12 protein-coding genes and 1 pseudogene are annotated in these 15,745 nt (G+C 68.1%); 7 read left to right on the top strand and 6 right to left on the bottom strand.

Annotated elements, in window-relative coordinates; all coding sequences use genetic code 11:
• The first annotated feature begins 1 nt into the window (after position 1).
• Positions 2-3,577 carry a cobaltochelatase subunit CobN gene (cobN, locus tag AC5Y4H_RS07370; protein WP_499979854.1) on the top strand — a complete coding sequence of 1,192 codons (3,576 nt, stop codon included), beginning with the start codon at positions 2-4 and terminating at the stop codon, positions 3,575-3,577.
• Between the two features lie 9 nt (positions 3,578-3,586).
• Here the strand turns inward: cobN and AC5Y4H_RS07365 are convergent, their stop codons facing one another.
• Genes AC5Y4H_RS07365 through AC5Y4H_RS07350 form a run of 4 tightly spaced genes read right to left on the bottom strand, consistent with a single transcriptional unit; the run spans position 3,587 to position 7,407 of the window.
• A complete protein-coding gene (locus AC5Y4H_RS07365; protein WP_499979852.1) occupies positions 3,587-4,390 on the bottom strand; it encodes an SDR family NAD(P)-dependent oxidoreductase in 804 nt (267 codons plus the stop codon).
• A 2-nt stretch (positions 4,391-4,392) separates the two neighbouring features.
• Positions 4,393-5,025: a TetR/AcrR family transcriptional regulator gene (locus AC5Y4H_RS07360; protein WP_499979850.1), complete on the bottom strand. Its 633-nt coding sequence runs from the start codon at positions 5,023-5,025 to the stop codon at positions 4,393-4,395.
• A gap of 4 nt (positions 5,026-5,029) precedes the next feature.
• Positions 5,030-6,175 carry a sulfotransferase family protein gene (locus tag AC5Y4H_RS07355; protein WP_499979849.1) on the bottom strand — a complete coding sequence of 382 codons (1,146 nt, stop codon included), beginning with the start codon at positions 6,173-6,175 and terminating at the stop codon, positions 5,030-5,032.
• Positions 6,172-7,407, bottom strand: a complete 1,236-nt coding sequence (locus tag AC5Y4H_RS07350; protein WP_499979848.1) for a DUF1214 domain-containing protein — start codon at positions 7,405-7,407, stop codon at positions 6,172-6,174. Before AC5Y4H_RS07350 ends, AC5Y4H_RS07355 begins: the two co-directional genes overlap by 4 nt.
• Before the next feature lie 125 nt (positions 7,408-7,532).
• Here AC5Y4H_RS07350 and AC5Y4H_RS07345 point away from each other — a divergent pair, with 125 nt between their 5' ends.
• Both AC5Y4H_RS07345 and AC5Y4H_RS07340 read left to right on the top strand, forming a co-directional pair.
• The gene (locus AC5Y4H_RS07345) at positions 7,533-7,922 is read left to right on the top strand and encodes a PPOX class F420-dependent oxidoreductase (protein WP_067348002.1); all 390 of its coding nucleotides are present in this window, start codon (positions 7,533-7,535) and stop codon (positions 7,920-7,922) included.
• 13 nt (positions 7,923-7,935) lie between these two features.
• The gene (locus AC5Y4H_RS07340; RefSeq protein ID WP_499979847.1) at positions 7,936-8,799 is read left to right on the top strand and encodes a type 1 glutamine amidotransferase domain-containing protein; all 864 of its coding nucleotides are present in this window, start codon (positions 7,936-7,938) and stop codon (positions 8,797-8,799) included.
• Between the two features lie 4 nt (positions 8,800-8,803).
• Here the strand turns inward: AC5Y4H_RS07340 and AC5Y4H_RS07335 are convergent, their stop codons facing one another.
• Complete coding sequence (locus AC5Y4H_RS07335) at positions 8,804-9,511, bottom strand: dienelactone hydrolase family protein (protein WP_499979845.1); 708 nt, start codon at positions 9,509-9,511, stop codon at positions 8,804-8,806.
• A 73-nt stretch (positions 9,512-9,584) separates the two neighbouring features.
• Between AC5Y4H_RS07335 and AC5Y4H_RS07330 the strand changes: the two genes are divergently transcribed.
• The 3 genes and pseudogenes from AC5Y4H_RS07330 (at position 9,585) to lnt (ending at position 14,679) form a co-directional block, all read left to right on the top strand.
• Positions 9,585-10,121: an FxsA family protein gene (locus AC5Y4H_RS07330; protein WP_499979844.1), complete on the top strand. Its 537-nt coding sequence runs from the start codon at positions 9,585-9,587 to the stop codon at positions 10,119-10,121.
• Positions 10,122-10,273: 152 nt separating this feature from the next.
• Entirely contained in the window at positions 10,274-11,806 is a 1,533-nt protein-coding gene (locus AC5Y4H_RS07325; RefSeq protein ID WP_499979972.1) for an amidohydrolase, read from the top strand.
• A gap of 292 nt (positions 11,807-12,098) precedes the next feature.
• Positions 12,099-14,679: pseudogene (gene lnt / locus AC5Y4H_RS07320) on the top strand (apolipoprotein N-acyltransferase).
• 29 nt (positions 14,680-14,708) lie between these two features.
• Here the strand turns inward: lnt and AC5Y4H_RS07315 are convergent.
• Complete coding sequence (locus AC5Y4H_RS07315) at positions 14,709-15,044, bottom strand: RNA polymerase-binding protein RbpA (RefSeq protein ID WP_068067977.1); 336 nt, start codon at positions 15,042-15,044, stop codon at positions 14,709-14,711.
• Positions 15,045-15,205: 161 nt separating this feature from the next.
• Here AC5Y4H_RS07315 and AC5Y4H_RS07310 point away from each other — a divergent pair, with 161 nt between their 5' ends.
• Positions 15,206-15,556, top strand: a complete 351-nt coding sequence (locus tag AC5Y4H_RS07310) for a hypothetical protein (RefSeq protein ID WP_499979842.1) — start codon at positions 15,206-15,208, stop codon at positions 15,554-15,556.
• Positions 15,557-15,745: the final 189 nt, after the last annotated feature.

The raw sequence follows: 15,745 nt of genomic DNA, 5'->3' as shown, positions 1-15,745 counted from the left end.
GGTGGCTGAGCCGACCATCCTGCTGCTGTCGACGTCCGATACGGACCTGATCAGCGCCCGTTCCAGCGGCAAGAACTATCGATGGGCCAACCCGTCGCGGCTGTCGGACGAGGAACTGCCCGACCTGCTGGCCGACGTCGCCATCGTCGTAGTGCGAATCCTCGGGGGATACCGGGCGTGGCAAAGCGGCATAGACACGGTGATCGCCAGTGGGGTGCCCACGGTTTTGGTCAGCGGCGAGCAGGCCGCCGACGCCGAGCTGACCCGTATGTCCACGCTCGCGGCCGGCATCACGGTGCAGGCACACATTTATCTGGCCCACGGCGGCGTGGACAACCTGCGTCAGCTGCACGCCTTCCTCTCGGACACCGTGCTGATGACCGGGTTCGGCTTCACCCCGCCGGTCGTGACGCCGACGTGGGGTGAGCTGACGACGCCGAACGCCACCGATACCGACGGCCCGACGATCGCCGTGCTGTACTACCGCGCGCAGCACCTGGCCGGCAACACCGCCTACATCGAGTCGCTGTGCCGGGCCATCGAGGAGGCCGGGGCGCGGCCGATGCCGGTCTACTGCGCGTCGCTGCGCACCGCCGAACCCGAACTGCTGCAACGTCTCGGCGACGCCGACGCCATGGTGGTCACCGTTTTGGCGGCCGGGGGACTGAAGCCGGCCACGGTGTCCGCCGGCGGCGATGACGACAGCTGGAACGTCGAACACCTTGCCGCCCTTGATATTCCGATCCTGCAGGGGCTGTGCCTGACCAGCCCGCGCGCCCAGTGGCACGACAACGACGACGGCCTGAGCCCGCTCGACGTCGCCAGTCAGGTGGCGGTACCCGAGTTCGACGGCCGCATCATCACGGTGCCCTTCTCGTTCAAGGAGATCGACTCCGACGGGCTGATCTCCTATGTCGCCGACCCGGAACGCTGCGCGCGGGTCGCGGGACTGGCGGTACGCCACGCGCGGCTGCGTCGCATCGCCCCGGCGGACAAGCGGGTAGCCCTGGTGTTCTCGGCCTATCCCACCAAACACGCTCGCATCGGCAATGCGGTCGGACTGGACACGCCGGCCAGCGCGGTTGCGCTGCTGCAGGCGATGCGCGAGCACGGCTACCGGGTGGGTGAATTGCCCGGCGTAGCGGCGGACGACGGCGACGCCCTGATCCACGCGCTGATCGAGCGGGGCGGCCAGGACCCCGACTGGCTCACCGAAGGACAGCTCGCCGGCAACCCGATCCGGGTGTCGGCCAACGATTACCGCGAATGGTTCGCGACCCTGCCCACCGAGCTCACCGATGCGGTCACCGAGCACTGGGGCCCGGCGCCCGGGAATCTCTTCGTGGACCGCAGCAACGATCCCGACGGCGAAATCGTCATCGCCGCAATGCAATCGGAAAACCTGGTGCTCATGGTGCAGCCGCCCCGCGGCTTCGGGGAGAACCCGGTCGCCATCTATCACGACCCGGACCTGCCGCCGAGTCACCACTATTTGGCCGCCTACCACTGGCTGGACGCCGGATTCGGGTCGCACGCGGTGGTCCATCTGGGCAAGCACGGCAACCTGGAATGGCTGCCCGGCAAGACGCTGGGCATGTCGGCGGCCTGCGGCCCCGACGCCGCGCTGGGCAACCTGCCGATGATCTACCCATTCCTGGTCAACGATCCCGGTGAGGGCACCCAAGCGAAAAGGCGCGCGCACGCCGTTCTGGTCGACCACCTCATCCCTCCGATGGCGCGCGCCGAATCCTATGGAGACATCGCACGTTTGGAGCAGTTGCTCGACGAGCACGCGAACGTCGCCGCGCTGGATCCCGGAAAGCTGCCCGCCATCCGCCAGCAGATCTGGACGCTGATGCGGGCCGCGAAGATGGACCACGACCTGGGTCTGACCGAGCGGCCCGAAGAAGACTCATTCGATGACATGCTGCTGCACGTCGACGGCTGGCTGTGCGAGATCAAGGACGTCCAGATTCGCGACGGCTTGCATATTTTGGGGCAGCAGCCAACGGGTGAAGCCGAACTGGACCTGGTGTTGGCGATCCTGCGGGCACGCCAATTGTTCGGCGGCGAGCACACCCTGCCCGGATTGCGCCAGGCGCTGGGCCTGGCCGAGGACGGCACCGACGACCGGACCACGGTAGATCAGACCGAGGCGGTGGCCCGCGAGCTGATCGCCGCTTTACAGGCGACGGGCTGGGACGCCGATGCGGCCGAACGGATTACGGGCGACGCCGACGTCGCCGCGGTGCTGCGATTCGCGGCCACCGAAGTGGTGCCGCGGCTCGCCGGCACCGCCGCCGAAATCGAGCAGGTGCTGCGCGCCCTCGATGGCCGGTTCATCCCGGCTGGCCCGTCCGGGTCGCCGCTGCGCGGCCTGGTCAACGTACTGCCAACGGGGCGCAACTTCTACTCGGTCGACCCTAAAGCCGTACCGTCCCGGTTGGCCTGGGAAGCCGGTGTCGCGCTTGCCGATTCACTGTTGGTCCGGTACCGCGATGATCACGGGGAGTGGCCGCAATCCGTCGGGTTGTCGGTATGGGGTACCTCGGCGATGCGCACCGCCGGTGACGACATCGCCGAAGTCCTAGCCCTGCTCGGTGTCCGGCCGGTATGGGACGACGCATCGCGGCGCGTCATCGACCTGGCGCCGATCCCGCCCACCGAGCTGGGCCGGCCCCGCATCGACGTGACGGTCCGGATCTCGGGGTTTTTCCGCGACGCCTTCCCGCACGTCGTGACGATGCTCGACGACGCGGTGCGGCTGGTCGCCGAACTCGACGAGCCCGCCGAGGAGAACTACGTTCGTGCGCACGCCCGGGCCGATCTGGCTCAGCACGGCGATCAACGCCGCTCCACCACAAGGATTTTCGGGTCCAAACCAGGCACGTATGGCGCCGGATTGCTACAGCTAATCGACAGCCGCAATTGGCGTGACGACGCCGACCTCGCCGCCGTGTACACCGCGTGGGGCGGCTTCGCCTACGGCCGTGACCTCGACGGCCGCGAGGCCGTCGACGACATGAACCGGCAGTACCGCCGCATCGCGGTGGCCGCCAAGAACACCGACACCCGCGAACACGACATCGCTGACTCCGACGACTACTTCCAGTACCACGGCGGCATGGTGGCCACGGTGCGCGCGCTGACCGGGCAGGCGCCGGCCGCCTATATCGGCGACAACACCCGCCCCGACGCGATCCGCACCCGCACCCTGTCGGAGGAGACCACCCGGGTATTCCGCGCGCGCGTCGTCAACCCGCGCTGGATGTCGGCGATGCGGCGGCACGGGTACAAGGGCGCGTTCGAGATGGCGGCGACCGTGGACTACCTGTTCGGCTACGACGCGACCGCCGGGGTGATGGCTGACTGGATGTACGAACAGCTCACGGAGCGTTACGTGCTGGACCCGGAGAACCGGAAATTCATGTCGGAATCGAATCCCTGGGCCCTGCACGGCATGGCCGAACGGCTACTCGAGGCGGCCGGGCGCGGCATGTGGGCCGAGCCGCAACCGGAGACCCTGGATGGGCTGCGGCAGGCGCTGCTGGAAACCGAGGGCGACCTGGAAGGCTGACGGGGTCCGCTAGATGAAGTCTGATCCGCCGTCGACGTTGACCGTCGCGCCGGTGACATAGCCGTTGCGCCGCGACGCCAGGTAGGCGGTCAGGGAGGCGACCTCTTCGGGTAGCCCGGCGCGGCCGAGGTCACAGGGCTGGTGGAAGTTGTTGTCGATCCAGGTCATGACGTCGACCGGATTGGTGGCATCGAAGCCGTCGGCGGCGAGGACGTCCTTGAGCGCTTCGGTGAAACTCGCGGTGACGATGGTTCCTGGACACACGCAGTTGACCAGAATACCGTCCTTAGCAAGGCTTTTCGATAAATTCTTGGTGACACTCGCCAACGCCGATTTCGATGCCGTGTAGGCGATGATCCGCGGGTTTTGGCGCTGAATCGAATGCGCGGACAATGTCACGATGCGACCCCAGTCCGCGGAGCGCAGCAGCGGCAGGGCGGCGCGAATCGATCGGACGGCCGACATCGTGCCGAGGGTGAACGCCTCGTACCATTGTGCGTCGTCCATCTGCTCGAAATAGCCGTCGCCCGGTCCGATGGTGTGGATCAGGCTGTTGAGTCGCCCCCAGCGTTGCGAGACGGCGGCGAAGCCGTCCGCGATGGATTCGGCGTCGGTCATATCCACGCTGACGCCCACGGCATCCGGAGCGCCCGCCCGGCGCAGCGACGAGACGGCGGCGTCGAGGGCCTCGCGGCCCCTGGCCATCACCGCCACGCTGGCTCCTTCGGCCGCAAGGGTTTCGGCGATAGCAAGTCCCATGCCCTTGCTGCCACCGGTGACCACGGCCGTCGATCCGGCAAATCCCAGGTCCATCGTTAGCCTCCTTCGATCGGTTCTCGGGCCTCTACGCCCAGGCCGCGCAGACAAAACTGCAGCATGCGTTCGCGGAGATCGGTGCGGTCGCAATCGCCCGTGGCCCACTGCTGGTTGATGCCCGCCCAGACCACCCCGTGGATGAACTGGGCGTCCGCCATGTGATCGACGCGGTGAAACGTCCCGCTCTGCACACCACGCTGCAGCGCCTCGCTGAGCGGCTTGAGCATCTCCGCGTACGCGGGCTGAACGATTGCGGGGGGTTGTGACTGAGCCTCCATCGACAGGCGACGCAAGTCGGATCTGATGTCCGCGTCGAATGCCAGGTCGAGTCTTCCGTCGATCCACGCCGCGACCGCGTCGACCTCCGTGGCGGCAGAAGCCATTCGGCGACGCAGTCGCCGTCCCTCCGCGTGCGCCAGATCGAGGAAGAGAGCGGCCACCAATTCGTCCTTGGAATCGAAATGCCGATAGAAGGCTCGCGTGCCCAGAGCGGCTCTCTCCAATACCGCGCCGATGCTGAGCTTCCCGATTCCATGCTCTCGCAATACGGTTGATGCGGCTGTCAGGATCTCGCGGCGCACCGTCGCGTCGGGACCGAGCTTGTCGCGTCGCCGCGTGCGCGGAGTGCTCATGGATTCACGCGGTCGCGTCGTATGCGGCGAGGTAGTCGGCAAACCGCTCGCGAACGCCTTCGGGTGTGAGGCCGTAGTCGGCCAGGTCATAGTCGTGTGCGCCGCGGGAGCCGGGCCTGTGGTCGGCGGCCCAACGCTTGACCGACGCCAGGGTGGCATCGGTGAAGGGCAAGCCCAGGGTGTCGTAGCCGGCTCGCAGAGTACCAATCGGATCCGTTTGCAGGTCCGCGAACGAGACGTCCGCGAATCGGTCGTCGCCCATCCGGGTGCGGAACTCCATCGCCCGCCGCACACCTTCGACCCAACTGTCGACTTGCTCGGCGCCGAGCTCCTTGGCGTCATCGCGGTCGCTGCTCCAGCTCCGCACATACCGGATCAGGCTGCAGACCGAGCCCATCACTTTGGCCGGATCGCGATGACTCCACAGGAATTTGGCTTCGGGGTATGCCTCGACGAGGGCATCAAGGGCGAACATGTGCACGGGCGTCTTGAGATGCCACAGCACGGGCGGACAGTGCCATTGCAACAGCCGCAGCACCCGCCGATGAAAAATGTACGTCCCGCGCATGTCGCATCCCATCAACCACGCGAGATAGCCGGGTGCGCGCACGGCGCCGTCAAAATGGAAGGTACGGAAGCTCATTCCCATCAGGTCCTGGCATTCGGTGGGTGCCGTGGCCTCGGAGTTGTACAAACTCTTCATCAACGGGAACATGTCGTCGAGCATCTTCAGGCCGGCCTCGGCCTGCGCGATCCGCGGATCGCTGTGTTCGGTGGCGGTCTCCGGCGGTGGGGTAGGCGCTTGCGATTCCCACATTCGCAACGACCGGAACTGCGGATCGGCGGCTACCAGCTGGCTCAGCGCGGTGGTCCCGGTGCGGGGCAGGCCGATGACGAAGACGGGGCCGGCGACCACCTGGTCGTCGATCTCCGGGTGTTGCCGGTAGGTGTCCTCGACCTTGAGGCGTTGGATCAGGGCGTTGCTGATGGTGGCGTGCTGGATGACTCGCCCGATGTCATTGAGGTCCGCCTCGGCGTTGAGCGCTTCGACGATGCGTTCGAGTCCCTCGCGGTAGTGGCAGGAGCCGAAATCCTCAAGGCCGGTCGCGGTTCGGGCGCCGTCCTCTAACTCGTCGGCATCGAATGTCACCGTCCGAACCTTTCGTGCACCGCGCGGCGCCGGGCCGCGAGGATCGATGCGCGCGCTTCGCGCGTGACTTGTGCAGTGCCGGCAGGCAACTCGGAATGGATCTCGTCGAACGGCACCACACGTGTCGTGGGTGTGGCCGCCGTTTCGGTCCGTACGCAGCGCATGATGATCGGGCCGTTGCTGTGGCCGGCCGTGTCGAGCCAATTGGCGATCCCGGGGTCACGATCACACAGCACCACACGGACCAAACCATCGGGATCCATTGCGGCCTGATGGGCATTGAGGCTGGACTGATGGCGCCCGTAGTGGATCGTCTCCCACCAGGGGTTGCCGATCGAGAAGCTCCAGTAGATGCCTTGCGGTGGCTCCAGTTCGACGATGAGGGCCTCGTCCGGGCGCAGCTCCCATCGGCCGATCACCGGCCGGTTCTCCGCGGCGGCGCCGATGTCGGTCCGGTCGATCGGCGGCAGGAAGCCGTTGGGTGGTGCGGCGGAACCGAACTGCAGAAAGAACGCCAGGTTGTCCGCCACGAAGTCGCCCAGGGCGGTCAATTGCCGCGTCACCGCCGAATAGGGATCGACCGGGCCGGTAGTAGCTCGCACCGGGTCGCCGAGGCGCTCGATGCGCAGCGACGATGCCACCTCGGTATCCCAGTCGTAAAAGAAGTGCCGCACCGTCAACGTGGGATGCTCGCCTTCGATACGCATCCAATTGCCCGGTTGTTCAGAGGTCGACAGCACGACCTCGAAGTTGCCCTCAGGATCCGTTTCGAGCTCGTCGACCAACTCGTTCGCGATGGCGGTGATGCCGTTCATCGTCTGGAGCCCGACGTAGCGGGCGGTGCCGCGGTTGCCGAAAAGTCGATAGCTCTCCCCGCCACGCAGCGCGGCACGGGTGTAGAGGCAGTCCGGGCACTCCATTCCCCAGGTCACGATGTCGTCAGTGCTCGTGCGTTGGACGCGCAGTGTCGGATCGGGATCGAACCGCAGCGCCTCGTCGACACCTGCGGCGAGCAGTACCAGCAGGTGGCGAATACCGGCGGCCGCGTCGATCCGATTGCGACTTGCCTGCTCGAATTCGACTGTCTGCGCGGCGTCGTTGAGCCGGTTCAAGAAGTGCGACCACGCGGCAAGCACGTCGGGACTGCTCGGCTTATCCGACGACTCCGGCTCCAGGGCCGCCTCGGCGATCGTGAACGGCAACCACGCCAGCGGCTTCTTCAGATCGCTCACTATCGCCCACTTCGATCGGTGCTCTGCCTCTTAATTGAAAATAGCATTTTCGTTTAAGCTGCCATGACTATCGCAGCTAGGCGTTGAGAATGTCAACGTCGGGGCCGCGGCGGTAGGTTGTTCTGGTGACACCGACCTTCGCCGATCTCGCCAAAACGCAGTACATCCTGCTGACCACGTTCACCAAGGACGGCAAGCCCAAGCCGACGCCGATCTGGGCCGCGCTGGACAAGCAGCGCGGGGACCGGCTTCTGGTCATCACCCAGGAAAAGTCCTGGAAGGTCAAGCGAATCCGCAACACCCCGCGGGTCACGCTGGCCACCTGCACCATGAACGGCCGCCCGACCAGCGAGGCCGTCGAGGGGACGGCGGCCATTCTCGACAAGTCCGAAACCGCCGCCGTCTACGACGCGATCGGCAAGCGCTACGGCGTCGTGGGCAAGGTGTTCAATTTCTTCAGCAAGCTACGCGGCGGCATGGACAACAACGTCGGCCTCGAATTGAAAGTGGCGTAACCGCCCGGGCGCCGTGGGCACCGTTCTCATCCCGATCCCGGACCGCGACTTCGACCCGACCGAGGTCGCGGTCAGCTGGCGCGTGTTGACGCGCAACGGCCACCGCGTGGTCTTCGCGACCGAAACGGGCACGCCCGGAGTGGCCGACGACATCATGGTGACGGGCCGCGGACTGGATATCTGGTCCGCGCTGCCGCTGCTGGGCGTCATCCCGCTGATCGGGCTGGCGCTGCGCGCCAACAAGGCCGGGCGCGACGCCTATCGGGACATGTTCCGCTCCAATGAGTTTCAGCATCCGCTCACCTGGGCGCAAGCCACGCTGGACGGCGTCGATGGGCTGTTGCTTCCGGGTGGGCACCGCGCCCGCGGAATGCGCAGCTATATCGACAGCGACATGCTGCACCGGCTGGTCGTGGAGGCCTTCGCCCGCGGGCTGGTGGTGGCCGCCATCTGTCACGGGGTCCTGCTCGCCGCGCGCAGCATCGATCCCAAGACCGGCCGTTCCGTCCTGTACGGACGCAGGACCACGGCGTTGACGTGGGCAATGGAGCGGTTGGCCTGGCGCATCACCCGATTCACCCGGTTCTGGGATCGCGACTACTACCGGACCTTCACCGAGGCACCGGGCCAACCCGGCGGGTACATGTCGGTGCAGTCGGAAGTCACACGCGCGCTTGAAGATCCAGCGGATTTTCGCGACGTCGCCCGCGGTTCGCCGCACTGGCGGCTGAAAACCTCCGGAATTGCGCGCGATACGCCGACCGACTCGCGGTCCGCATTCGTCGTCGACGACGGCGGCTACGTGTCGGCGCGCTGGCCCGGCGATACCCACACCTTCGCAACTGTGTTGTCGCAGAAGCTGAACGCGGCGCCCTAGCCCACTAGGACCCGGCGCCCGTTCCCAGATGCTCGCCGAAGAACGCGAACACCCGCCGCCACGCGTCCTCGGTGGCGTCCGCGTCGTAGCCGAAACCGGCGATGCGAAGCAGGGGTTGGCCGGGCAGCTCGTTGGCGAAGCTGTGCCCGACACCTGGATAGGTCTTCACATCGGCGGTGATGTTCTTGGCTGCGAGCGTCTTGTTCAGCTTCTCGGGCGCGCCCCGGCCCAGCGGGTCGCGGCCGCCGAAGCTGGCCACCACCGGGCATGCACCGTCGAGCGTCTGGTCGAGGTGGCGGGGCAAAGGAGCGCCATAGAACGGCGCGGAGGCGTCGAAACCCTTGGGCGACATGACAAGAGCGAACTGGCCGCCCATGCAGAAACCCGCGATGCCGACCTGGCCGGAGCATTCGGGCATGGCTTTGAGGTGGTCGCGCGCGGCCAAGATGTCATCGAGGGCGCGGCCGCGCTGGGTCTGCAGCTCCTTCATGACTCGGGAGATGCATCGGATGCGGCCACCGCGGGCATACATGTTCGGGGTGAGGGCCAGATAACCCGCCGCGGCGATGCGGTCGTTAATCGACTGCTTGTCTCGCCCGTAGCCGATCGCATCGTGGATCACCACCACACCCGGCCACGGGCCTTGCCCCGAAGGCGTGCTCAGTAACGCATCGATCGGTCCGTCGGGGGTATCGATCTGAATCGTCGTCATAGCGTCATCTAACTGCAATCACGCCGGCCGGCACCACGGGAACTCGCGCGCGGTCCGCGGACGTTGGTCTCACATGGTGTCGCGGCTGTTGCTCATCTACGCCGTCGTCGAACTCGCGGTGATCTTCGCGCTGGTGTCGACGGTCGGGTGGGGCTGGACCCTGCTGGTGCTGCTGGCCACCGTTCTGCTCGGCTGGGGGATCGTGGCCCCGCTGGCGGGTTCGCGCCTCATCCGCCGGATCGGGCAGCTGCGCTCGGGTCTGACCGGAGAACGCGCCGCTACCGGCGACGGTGTGCTGGTCAGTCTGGCCACGCTCCTCGTTCTCGTGCCCGGCCTGGTGAGCACGGCGCTGGGTTTGGTGCTGCTCATCCCGCCGGTACGGTCGGCCGTCGGTCCCGGGCTGACCGCCCGAGCGGTGCGCGGGTTGCAGCGGCAGATGCCGGGACTCAGTTACGCGAGCGCCTTCCGCGGGGAGCCTTACCCACCCTCGTATACCGGCGGGGCTTACTCGGAGGCAGGCCGTGGCCACGGCGACTACATCGACGGCGAGGTCATCGATGTCCGCGACGTCGAGGCGCCGGCGCATCCGCAGCGATTCGACGGCCGCTGACGCCGGCGCCGGGACCATCTGATTGCCGTATCGCCACCTGGGCCGGTGCACGTAGTTTTGGGCTGTGACCGATAGTGACCGCTAGTCCCGCACCGGTAACCCTGCTGGTCAACGGTCGGGTGCACAGCCCGGCCCAGCCCGACGCGACCGCGATGGCCGTCCGCGAGGGCGTCGTGGCATGGCTGGGCGCCGACGAGGTCGGCCGCCGCTTGTTTCCCGATGCCGACGTCGAAGACCTCCGGGGCGGTTTCGTGGCGCCGGGGTTCGTGGACAGCCACATCCATCTCACCGCGACCGGGCTGACGCTCAGCGGGCTGGACCTGCGTCCGGCAGCCTCGTACGCGCAGTGTCTGCGGATGGTCGCCGACTACGCCGCCGCCCACCCCGGTCGGCCGGTGTGGGGGCATGGCTGGGATGAAACGTCGTGGCCGGAGAACGCGCCGCCAAGCACGGGCGACCTGGACGCCGTGCTCGGTGACCGGCCCGCCTACCTGGCCCGCGTGGACGTGCACTCGGCGCTCGCGTCGACTGGCCTGCGACGGCTGGTGGGCGACCTTCCGGCGGCCGCGGGTTTCAGCGCCCAGGGGCCGCTGGTCGGGGATGCGCACCATCTGGTGCGTGCCGCCGCCCGGGATCGGCTGACCACCGATCAGCTCGGCGAAGCCCGTGCCGCAGCCCTGCGGGCCGCCGCTGCGTCGGGCATCGTCGCGGTGCACGAATGCGCCGGGCCCGAGATCGGCGGGATCGACGACTGGCTGAAGTTGCGGGCCCTCGACCACGGCGTCGAGGTGATCGGTTATTGGGGCGAGCCGGTGAGCAACCCCGCCCAGGCGCGCGAGCTGATGGCGGCGACCGGAGCCCACGGGCTGGCCGGTGACCTGTTCGTCGACGGGGCAGTGGGTTCGCGCACTGCCTGGCTGCACGAGCCGTACGCGGATGCGCCGCATCACACCGGGAGCTGCTATCTGGATTCCCACGCCGCTGAGGCGCACGTTCGGGCTTGCACCCAGGCCGAAGTCACCGCCGGATTCCACGTCATCGGGGACGCCGCGGTCGCGATGGTGGTGAGTGCTCTCGAGCGCGTCGTCGCCGACCTCGGGCCCGTCGCCGTCGCGGGTTGCGGGCACCGCCTCGAGCACGTCGAGATGGTCAGCGCCGAGCAGGCCGCCAAGCTGGGCCGATGGGGCGTCATCGCCAGCGTGCAGCCCAATTTCGATGCGCTCTGGGGCGGCGCCGACGGCATGTACGCACGGCGGCTCGGTGTCCAGCGAGGCAGTCGGCTCAACCCGTTTGCGCTGTTAGCATCCCAAGGCGTGCCTCTCGCGCTAGGTTCCGACGCTCCGGTCACGGATTTCAACCCGTGGGTGAGCGTGCGCGCAGCGGTCAACCACCGCACCGCGGGCAGCGGGGTGTCGGCGCGAGCGGCGTTCGCAGCGGCCACCCGCGGGGGCTGGCGGGCGGCCGGTGTCCGCGACGGCAACGCGGGAACCCTGGTGCCGGGAGCCCCGGCCTCATATGCCATCTGGGATGCCGGAGACCTGGAGGTGCACGCCCCGCGTGACACCGTCCAGCGCTGGTCGACCGACCCGCGTTCGCGCGTGCCCGCGCTGCCACGATTGGACCCGGGCGACGCCCTACCGCGGTGCCGGCGAACGGTGCATCGGGGCGCTGTCATCCATGGCTAGGGATCGGCCGGGCAGCCACGGGCGGCCGGACCGCACCGATGGGGCGGACGCGGACCTGACTCAGCGGCCAAATTCCGACCCGATCAGCGACGAGGCCGAGTCGGAGCGCGACGACGAGCCCGTCGCCGTCCACGTCGAGCGAGAAGCGCACGACGAGCACGACGAGCGCGAGAACGCCGCGCCTCCCGAGGAGCGCGGGCGGGCGGGCGGTCGGCTGGGGACCTCGGCGCGGGGCGCGGTAACCGGGTTGCTCGCCGCGGTGATCGCGCGGCTGCCCGCCGCGCAGGCCGCGATGCTGCCCCGCCTGACCCGGCTGGGTTGCGCGGTGGCGGGCGGCTTGTTGTTCTGCGCCAGTTTCCCCTCACTCAACTGGTGGTGGGGCGCTGTCGTGGCCGCCGCGCTGCTGGCGTGGGTGCTGACGCACCCCGCGACCACGCCGGCGGGCGGCCTGGGTTACGGCTTCCTGTTCGGGCTGGCGTTCTACCTGCCACTGTTGCCCTGGGTCGGGCTCCTCGTCGGCCCGATCCCGTGGATCGCGCTCGCGACGGTGTCGGCGCTGTTTCCCGCCCTGTTCGGCCTCTGCGCTGTCACCGTGCGCCGGCTGCCTGGCTGGCCCCTCTGGTTCGCGCTGCTGTGGGCCGCCCAGGAGTGGCTCAAGTCGATAGGCCCGTTCGGCGGCTTCCCCTGGGGATCGGCGGCATTCGGTCAGACCGACGGCCCGTTCCTGCCGCTGGTCCAGCTCGGCGGCGTCGCACTGCTGTCGATGGCGATCATGCTCGTGGGCTTCAGCGCTACGGCCATCGCGCTGGAGATCGTGAAGTGGTGGCATTTGGGTCACCCGGCGCCCGGCTCGGCCGACGGACGCGCGGACGATCCCGATCAGGCGCCGCCCGCGGTGGTGCAGCCCGGCGTCTGCATCTGCCTGGTGCTGTTCGCGTCGGTCATAGTCTGGCCGCAGGTGCGCCACGCCGGTACCGGATCGGGTGGCGAGCCATCGGTCACGGTCGCGGCCATCCAAGGCAACGTGCCCCGGCTGGGCTTCGAATTCAATGAACAGCGGCGCGCGGTCCTGGACAACCACATCCAGCAAACCCTGCGGCTGGCCGAGGACGTGCGTTCCGGCGCAGCCCCGCAACCGCAATTCGTGATCTGGCCGGAAGACTCGTCGGACATCGACCCGCTTTCCGACAATGACGCCGCCCAGGAGATTTCGCAGGCCGCGGCTGCCATCGGCGCTCCGATCCTGATCGGCAGCGTCCTCGATGTGCCGGGGCGCCCGCCGCAGGATCCGAAGTACACCAACACGATGATCGTGTGGAATCCGGGGACCGGCCCGGCCGATCGGCACGACAAGGCAATCGTGCAGCCGTTCGGCGAGTACCTGCCGATGCCGTGGCTGTTCAAGCACCTGTCCGGCTACGCGGACCGCGCCGGAAGCTTTGTGCCTCGCCAGGGTTCCGACGTGGTGCACATCGCGGGCGTGCCCGTCGGGGTCGCCACCTGCTGGGAGGTGATATTCGACCGCGTGCCGAGAAAGGCGGTGCTCGGCGGCGCCCAGTTGTTGGCCGTACCTGCCAACAACGCGACCTTCAACAAGAGGATGAGCGAGCAGCAGCTCGCATTCGCCAAGGTGCGTGCCGTCGAGCACGACCGGTACGTCGTGGTCGCCGGCACCACCGGGATCAGCGCGGTGGTGGCCCCCGACGGCGGCGAGCTGGCCCGCACCGACTTCTTCCAGCCCGCCTATCTGGACATGCAGGTGCGCCTCAAGACCAGGCTGACCCCGGCGACGCAGTGGGGGCCGCTGCTGCAGTGGGTCATGGTCGCGGCGGCCGGAGCGGTGATCCTGGCCGGGATGCGGCACAATGGATGGTTCCCGCGTTCGGTACGTCTGCGGTTCACACGCCGATCGAAAGGGCGGGTGCGACCGCGGACAAACCCCCGCCCGACGAGCGCGACTGAAGACACTGCGCCCGCCTCCCGGCACCGCACGCCGGAAGACGACGGCGACTGACCACACCCCGTCCGACCAGGACGGCCGACACTGCATTCGATGTCGGGCGACACAGAGGAGCTACATGACCACCGGCCAGCCGGCGCCCCAGGTCCCAGGCAACCGTCCCAGCCAGCGCGTCTTGGTGATCATCCCTACCTACAACGAGCTGGAGAACCTTCCGGTCATCCACCGGCGGCTCAAGGACGCCTGCCCGCACGTGCACCTGCTCGTGGTGGATGACAGCAGCCCCGACGGCACCGGTCAGCTCGCCGAGGAGCTGGCGGCGGCCGACGCCGGCCGCACGCACGTCATGCACCGCACCGTCAAGGACGGCCTGGGCGCGGCGTACCTGGCGGGTTTTGCGTGGGGGTTGAGCCGTGACTACTCGGTGCTGGTGGAGATGGACGCCGACGGCAGCCACGCCCCCGAACAGCTGCACCGCCTGTTGGACGCCGTCGACGCCGGCGCCGATCTGGCCATCGGGTCGCGCTACGTCGAGGGCGGAACGGTCCGCAACTGGCCCAAGCGGCGCTGGGCCCTGTCCTGGACGGCCAATACCTACGCCCGGCTGGCGCTCGGCATCGGTGTGCACGACATCACGGCCGGTTACCGCGCGTATCGCCGCGAGGTGCTCGAGGCGATCGACCTCGACGGGGTCGACTCCAAGGGCTACTGCTTCCAGATCGATCTGACCTGGCGCACGATCTGCAACGGGTTCACCATCGCCGAGGTGCCCATCACCTTCACCGAGCGCGAACTCGGCGTGTCCAAGATGAGCGGATCCAACATCCGCGAAGCACTGGTCAAGGTCACCCGCTGGGGTATCCAGGGTCGGCGGTCGGGTGCCCGGCCCACCAGGGCCGACAACCGCAGCTAGGCACGGCCGGCCAGGCTCGATTTCGCCGGTCAGCCCCGGCGGCGGGTCTTGATGATCTCGAGCCGCTCCTTGAGCAATTCCTCGAGCTCCTCGACCGAGCGACGTTCCAGCAGCATGTCCCAGTGCGTGCGCGGCGGCTTCACCTTCTTCGGCTCGGGCAGGTCGCCCTCGATCAGGGTGCCTTCCATGCCGTTACGGCACAGCCAGGTGCCGGGAATCTCGGCGTCGTCGGCGAACGGAACCTCGAACTCCTCGCCGTTCTCCGTCCGGTACTTCGCGAGCTGACGCGGCGCAAGGTCGTGGTTGCGGTCGGTCTCGTAGCTCACGGCCCCGAGGCGACTGCCTCTCAGTACACGATCAGCCATGGCTGCTACTCCTTAGGTCTTCTCGGAGCTCTCCGGCTCCTAGCTCTTCATTTAGCAAACGCTGCGACGATCTGCGCAGTTCCCCGGCCGGAGCCGGCGTACGCGACGCGACCATCAATGATACCGGGATCACCGGGAAAACCCGACTAAAGTCGGCTGGCGTGAGCCGCCGTACCCACCCGCAGCCCTGTCGCTGGTGCGGCCGAGACGTCACCGATGCGGGCATGGGCCGCCGCCGCCAGTACTGCCGGCAGTCGTGCAGGCAGCGCGCGTATGAGCAACGGGCCTCGCTGAACCGCAACGGCGCGGCAGCGGTCGCCGACGACGCGGTCGTGTTGTCAGCCCAGGATGCCGCAGATCTGTCGGATCGGGTCTACCAGGTGCGGTGCGCCGCCGAGGACGTGGCCACGGCGGTCGACGAGGGTGCCGGGGCCACCGAGCTACGCCAGTTATGCGACGCGCTGATCCAAGCCGCCCGGGCCGCCGACGGATGGCGCCGAGCGGGTGTGTGACCGCGTCGTCCGGCCCGGCCCCGATGCAGTCCCGCACAGTCCGCGACATGCGCCTGACCACCGGCTATGGCCGGCCGGGTACAGTCGCGCCATGGACATCGGGCCACGTCTACAGCGCGCCGCGGTCCAGCGACCACACCGGGCGCTTGGAATAACACATTCATCGCGCGGCGCGGCGCATCCGTCCAT

The organism is Mycobacterium sp. NGS58 (genome assembly GCF_059812385.1).
The sequence above is the reverse complement of the archived record's forward strand: the minus strand, read 5'-3'. Positions and strand labels throughout refer to the sequence as shown.